The 4,136-nt window shown below is 40.1% G+C and carries 8 protein-coding genes and 1 pseudogene; 2 read left to right on the forward strand and 7 right to left on the reverse strand.

What is annotated here, in order from left to right:
* From F6K46_RS38560 to F6K46_RS38585, 6 genes and pseudogenes are all read right to left on the reverse strand, one after another.
* Positions 1–133 (reverse strand): annotated as a pseudogene (locus F6K46_RS38560) (IS4 family transposase); the annotation flags it as partial.
* A 115-nt stretch (positions 134–248) separates the two neighbouring features.
* The gene (locus F6K46_RS38565; RefSeq protein ID WP_293068496.1) at positions 249–1,172 is read right to left on the reverse strand and encodes an NAD/NADP-dependent octopine/nopaline dehydrogenase family protein; all 924 of its coding nucleotides are present in this window, start codon (positions 1,170–1,172) and stop codon (positions 249–251) included.
* 39 nt (positions 1,173–1,211) lie between these two features.
* Positions 1,212–1,379 (reverse strand): hypothetical protein, encoded by a 168-nt coding sequence (locus tag F6K46_RS38570; RefSeq protein ID WP_293047489.1) that lies wholly within the window; start codon positions 1,377–1,379, stop codon positions 1,212–1,214.
* Between the two features lie 423 nt (positions 1,380–1,802).
* On the reverse strand, positions 1,803–2,012 hold the full coding sequence (locus tag F6K46_RS38575) for a hypothetical protein (protein ID WP_293068498.1): 210 nt from the start codon (positions 2,010–2,012) through the stop codon (positions 1,803–1,805).
* A 257-nt stretch (positions 2,013–2,269) separates the two neighbouring features.
* Positions 2,270–2,500, reverse strand: a complete 231-nt coding sequence (locus F6K46_RS38580) for a hypothetical protein (RefSeq protein WP_293068500.1) — start codon at positions 2,498–2,500, stop codon at positions 2,270–2,272.
* Between the two features lie 76 nt (positions 2,501–2,576).
* On the reverse strand, positions 2,577–2,717 hold the full coding sequence (locus F6K46_RS38585; protein ID WP_293118067.1) for a hypothetical protein: 141 nt from the start codon (positions 2,715–2,717) through the stop codon (positions 2,577–2,579).
* A 53-nt stretch (positions 2,718–2,770) separates the two neighbouring features.
* On the opposite strand from F6K46_RS38585, the gene F6K46_RS38590 reads away from it, so the two are divergent.
* Positions 2,771–2,881: a YccF domain-containing protein gene (locus tag F6K46_RS38590; protein ID WP_293068503.1), complete on the forward strand. Its 111-nt coding sequence runs from the start codon at positions 2,771–2,773 to the stop codon at positions 2,879–2,881.
* Between the two features lie 401 nt (positions 2,882–3,282).
* Here F6K46_RS38590 and F6K46_RS38595 read toward each other — a convergent pair whose 3' ends face one another.
* Positions 3,283–3,384, reverse strand: a complete 102-nt coding sequence (locus F6K46_RS38595; protein ID WP_293118070.1) for a ribbon-helix-helix protein, CopG family — start codon at positions 3,382–3,384, stop codon at positions 3,283–3,285.
* A gap of 291 nt (positions 3,385–3,675) precedes the next feature.
* On the opposite strand from F6K46_RS38595, the gene F6K46_RS38600 reads away from it, so the two are divergent.
* A complete protein-coding gene (locus F6K46_RS38600) occupies positions 3,676–3,921 on the forward strand; it encodes a hypothetical protein (protein WP_293068506.1) in 246 nt (81 codons plus the stop codon).
* Positions 3,922–4,136 lie beyond the last annotated feature (215 nt).

Consider the following 4,136-nt stretch of genomic DNA (forward strand, 5'->3'; position numbering starts at 1 on the left):
GGAGAGCATTTGCTAACTTTTCCAAACTGACTTTCTTGATTAATTGTAAAAGATTAATCAGGATTTTTAAAAAAATATAATCGGCTAGACTTAATTGACTTTTTAGGTGGTTTTGGTAGAATGTTGGTAACATTGCGGTGCGACCCAAGGGCGATTTACTCGCCCATTGGAAAGCGCACCGTTGCAATACGTAGGTCTTGTTGCAAATTTAGAGACCTACTTTTTTTGACCACAAAATGCTACTAGCTTTACATAGCAAGCATTTCAGCCTGTTTCGTCACCCCGTCAGTATTTTGACACCAAGACAATACTAAATCGATATAAGGAGTTTTGACCCCAGCAATTGCTGCAATACCACGAATAACCACTAAACCAAAAGGAATATCTTCTGTCAAATAGCGGTGATTAAAGTTGGGAAGATAAGTCCCATTCGGCATTTGTAGCATGGGGTGTACAATCCCGTTATAAGCACCATTGGTTAGAAAAACAGTATGTATATTTGTTTTATCGGCAATATATTCACTGTAATGATTCATATCCCAATCATAAACGAAAATCACTTCAGACAAATCTATTTGGGGATATTCTTGGCCAATCTGACGACTAATAGTAAGGATTTCTTCACTAAGTTTACCTAGAAGTTCTGCTGTATACTCATCTATACCATGATAGAATAACGGTTTGTAATCTAAAGGTTGCCCATCCCAATTTTTCCAACGCCCATAGATAATAGGAGGATGACTATAGGCATTCGGAGAAACTAAGGTCATTCCCAATAAATGACCTGAGATAATAAGTTTTGGTAGATTCCCTAAAAGTTTTTGTAACTCTACAATAAATTTAGGTATCCTAGCATTAGAAGGATTGCCTTGTAATGCTCCTACTAATTGTGTTTTGATACTCATAATCTCTACCGATTTGCCAAATTCGCGATTGCCACAAACCCAAGGTAGGGATTCAAAATTGATAACAATACAAGAATTTAATTTTCTTCTTAGAGCATACCTAACATCAAACTCAAAGCCATTTTGCCCGGGCATACCAATAAGTATACAGCCTTCTTCAATGTAGGGAAATAGCAGTTTTAGGTACTTTAAGTGTAGGAAAGCTGGAAGTACAAAAATAATTATGTCACTGTTAAAGGCTGCCTGAGCAGGATCGTCAGTAACCAAAAAAGGTTGAGACTGTAATTTAGACCAGTCTTTATTTTTTTATTCACGGAAGGTAACAGTTAATGAGTGATTGTTCAAGTGTTCGTTCCAACGTTGGACTTTATTTGAATCATTAATAAAAACCCGAACATTCACATTTGATTTTTGAGAAAAAATCCCGGCTAAAGCATGAGCACCGCTACCGGCACCACAAATTAAAATTTGCATATCTCAAGTTTCTATCTCAGGGTAAACGCATCTTATACCAAATCCGGTTGCCATACCCCCTTAATAAATTAAAGAAACTCTAGCCAATGATAATCAGTCAAATTTCTAATTTCTTCTTTGATTCCACTGAGAATATTACAACGGGAAACCAAAGTTTTTTCCATTCTCTTGGTGCGCATTCCCTAGGTCGGGAAACCCGACCGGGGTCGCACCGCTTCATCAATGGTTTCAAAGTGCTCATTGACCAAGGGCTCATCTACGTGCACACCATAGTCTTTCGGCTGGTTGTAACTCTGGGGAGTAAGCTGGTAAGTATTCCACCATCATGCCTGAGGGAAGATTAACTGTCTTGATGCAGTCGCTCATGGGGGAAACCCCCTGTTCCCTTGCTGCATCGCTTTTTTACTGCGATGCCATCCCGCATTATCTTCTATCAATAAAACTTTTTTTTTCAGAAATACCAGCATCAACGGCAAAGTTTTGATACACTAGATTCAACCATAATGTGTTGACTCTAGGGATTAGATACCACAAAGTTTCTCCAGTTTTTAGTTTGACAAATCCATAGACAGATAACCATTCATAGCGATGGCTAACTATTGCCGTTGGTCTTTCCCCTATGGGACTCCACACTTTCCTTAAAATTGGTTTTAATCCCACTCTATGTTCATCGAAAAACCAGACATCTAGATCAGCCAGGGGATATTTTTGTTCTATTTTTTTGACCTTTAAAGGTAAAGTTTGTTTAAATTTTTATTGTTCATCTTCATCTGCTTTCCTATGTTTGGGTCTGGGACTCTGATCGGAGTATTTGAGCTTTTTTAGGTCAGGACTTACGCACAGACTCCATGGGTAGGGTGGGCAAGGTTTTGCCCACCCTACAGGTAGAGTTAAATTGAGGGATTTGCGTAAGTCCTAAGGTAATCCCAGCCTCTTTGATTCCAAACTTTTTCCAGACCATTTTCTTTTTCGATCCAGCGAGCTACTTTTGGTCCAGTCCACATCCCCCCATCTGAGGGTTTTGACTTTAATTTTTGGGCTAATTTTTCTAGTTGTTTTTCCGTTAACAATGACTGTTTACCCCCTCGCCGTAGAGGAGATTTATTTTTGAGATTTTCCACACCTTCTTTTCCTAACTCATTGTATTTTTTAAGGATTTATTTAGCATAATCATAATTAATTCCTACAGCGGAAGCACTATTCTTGAGAGTCCAGCCCAAATACACTTTCGCGATTTAAGTGCCATCTCCTCGATGCCACAGGCTCTGTAGTTTTAAGGTATTTTTGTTTGAGTTGATCGGAACTAAAATGGGGAGCTAAGTAGGCTTTTCTGGGCATGGCATTGATGCAGATATACTTTCTTTCATTATAGTGGTGCGTGGCAACCGGATTTGGGATCAGGGCTAATTTTAGCGATTACGATTATTGGCCTTCCCTTTGCCCAACAGGATTTTAAATTAATTCCCTTGTCTCTATTTACCTTCGGAAGAGAGTTGCGATAAATTTTATATTCAATACTTCTGTATTTATGGATAACACAGTTTTATTTGGTATGGGAACTTTGCAGGAGTGGCTAACAGTATTAGGTTATGCATCCTTAATTGCTTTTGTTTTTTGGCGCGTGATGCTCACAAAGCCGAAGTGATATATTTGATATAAGCGAAAACGCATTTAAAATTGGTTTTAGCAAGGCAAAAGGCAAAAGGCAAAAGGCAAAAGCACACTGTAATCTATCTTTTTTATTTGATTTCAGCCACTAATACAGTATTAAATGCACAACAGCTTACTGCCCATAACGCACTCTAGAGGATCAAGCGATCGCATAAGCGCGGAAGCTTCGCGTGACTCGCATCCCGTCTAGTGCGTTCGCGTAGCGGCTCTGAACTCTTGTATATAAAGGTTTTTAAGACGATAGCTGTTCAAGTCGTTCAGCGAGCCATACCTTAATAATTGACTGACGGGTGACCCCCAATCGTTTGGCTTCCCGATCTAATGCTTCAATCATCCAAGTTGGGAAATCAACATTAACTCGTTTCTGCTCATATCCAGGACGTTTAGCATGGGAAGCGATGCAGCGCGGTCTTGGGGGTTTCCCCCACTCGCTATTGCATCAAGACAAGGTCTAAGAATTCAGTAATGTCTTCCCCCTGATCGAATTTGGCATCAAATTCTGTTGCTTTCATAAATGGCTACCTCTTCTTTTCGCGTCCGCCGGACTGAGATAATCCGTACTCTGTTTTCTCCATAGGTTTGGTATCACTATGCTATCATACTAGTGTAAACATTAGTGAAAACCATGGCCAATTTAAGTCTACGAGATATTCCTGAAGAGCTTTACCAACAGATCAAAGCAATGGCTGCCCGAGAACGCCGTTCTGTCAATCAACAGATTTTGGTGTTATTGGAGCGGTCTGTGCGACTCTCCCAGCGACCGTCAGCAGAGGTTCTCGAAGGAATTGATCGCACTAGAGAAACAATCTTTGCCCGAATTGGTATTATGCCTGATTCAGTCGAGCAAATTAATCAAGACCGGAACCGATAATGCTGTTGGTGATTGACAGTAGCGTTGTTGCTAAGTGTTTTTTTGTGGAGCCATTAACCAAACAGGCTCTGGCTGTCCGTAAAGATTGCAGGGCTATTTCATTCTAAAAATGCGCTTGAGTGTGTCTAGTCCAAATTGGCAGTATCGCTGTGCTTGAGCCATATTGGAGAAGCCATTGGAGCGATAGATATTCAGCGCAAAATTACGAGCAACTG

Origin of the sequence: Moorena sp. SIO3E8 (assembly GCF_010692445.1) — a bacterium.
GTDB lineage: Bacteria > Cyanobacteriota > Cyanobacteriia > Cyanobacteriales > Coleofasciculaceae > Moorena > Moorena bouillonii.

What these genes read in the sequence shown, in the direction of transcription:
- F6K46_RS38570 (WP_293047489.1), bottom strand. Translation starts at nt 1,379, where the DNA reads ATGCAAATTTTAATTTGTGGTGCCGGTAGCGGTGCTCATGCTTTAGCC.
- F6K46_RS38585 (WP_293118067.1), bottom strand. Translation starts at nt 2,717, where the DNA reads ATGCCCAGAAAAGCCTACTTAGCTCCCCATTTTAGTTCCGATCAACTC.
- F6K46_RS38595 (WP_293118070.1), bottom strand. Translation starts at nt 3,384, where the DNA reads ATGATTGAAGCATTAGATCGGGAAGCCAAACGATTGGGGGTCACCCGT.
- F6K46_RS38600 (WP_293068506.1), top strand. Translation starts at nt 3,676, where the DNA reads ATGGCCAATTTAAGTCTACGAGATATTCCTGAAGAGCTTTACCAACAG.